The sequence below is a fragment of the Wolbachia endosymbiont of Mansonella perstans genome, from assembly GCF_020278605.1.
GTDB lineage: Bacteria > Pseudomonadota > Alphaproteobacteria > Rickettsiales > Anaplasmataceae > Wolbachia.
This window is the reverse complement of sequence record NZ_JACZHU010000120.1, coordinates 1,716-2,245: the sequence shown is the minus strand read 5'-3', so window position 1 is coordinate 2,245 and position 530 is coordinate 1,716. Positions and strand designations below refer to the sequence as shown.

Genomic DNA, 530 nt, shown 5'->3' with positions numbered 1-530 from the left:
TCAAATATTAACATCGTTTCCTCACTACTTATTATTCAATTTTATATTACTCTAGGTAAAAATCAACTTCTTCCTTAATACGTTAAGGAGAAAAAACAGTAATTAGATAAGCGAGGAAGACGCATATAAATATAAAAAAAATATAAATCTTGCCTGTGTTAATTGGATATGAAATCACCATTCATTACAAAGTTAGTAAAGATTCTGGTTTACTTAAAGTTCGTTAATTGTTATTTTTTAAAGTACAGTATTTACTATAGCACCATATGTTTGGGATTTTTTCTGAAGTTTTATTTATATTAGTGTTTTTGGGTTTTAGTCTTTTTGTTTCACATGATACTGAAGCTAAATCTAAGGTGAAACTTAGTAAGAAATATGTACCACAAGGTAATCCTGGCGGTATAAACTTTCATGAAGATGAAGATTTTGCTGAGTCATATAGACTATATGAAAAGCGTAGGGAACTCCTAAAGAAAAAAAAGTTGCAAGGCCGAGCTAGCGCTAACATAAACAAAGAAAACCTAGCCAAG

Annotated in this window: 1 protein-coding gene; it reads left to right on the top strand. The window is 29.8% G+C overall.

Features of this window, described 5'->3' with window-relative positions:
• Window positions 1-266: 266 nt before the first annotated feature.
• Window positions 267-530 (top strand): TRP75-related protein (locus IHO13_RS05280; protein ID WP_225538600.1); only part of this gene is annotated, 264 nt, incomplete at its 3' end.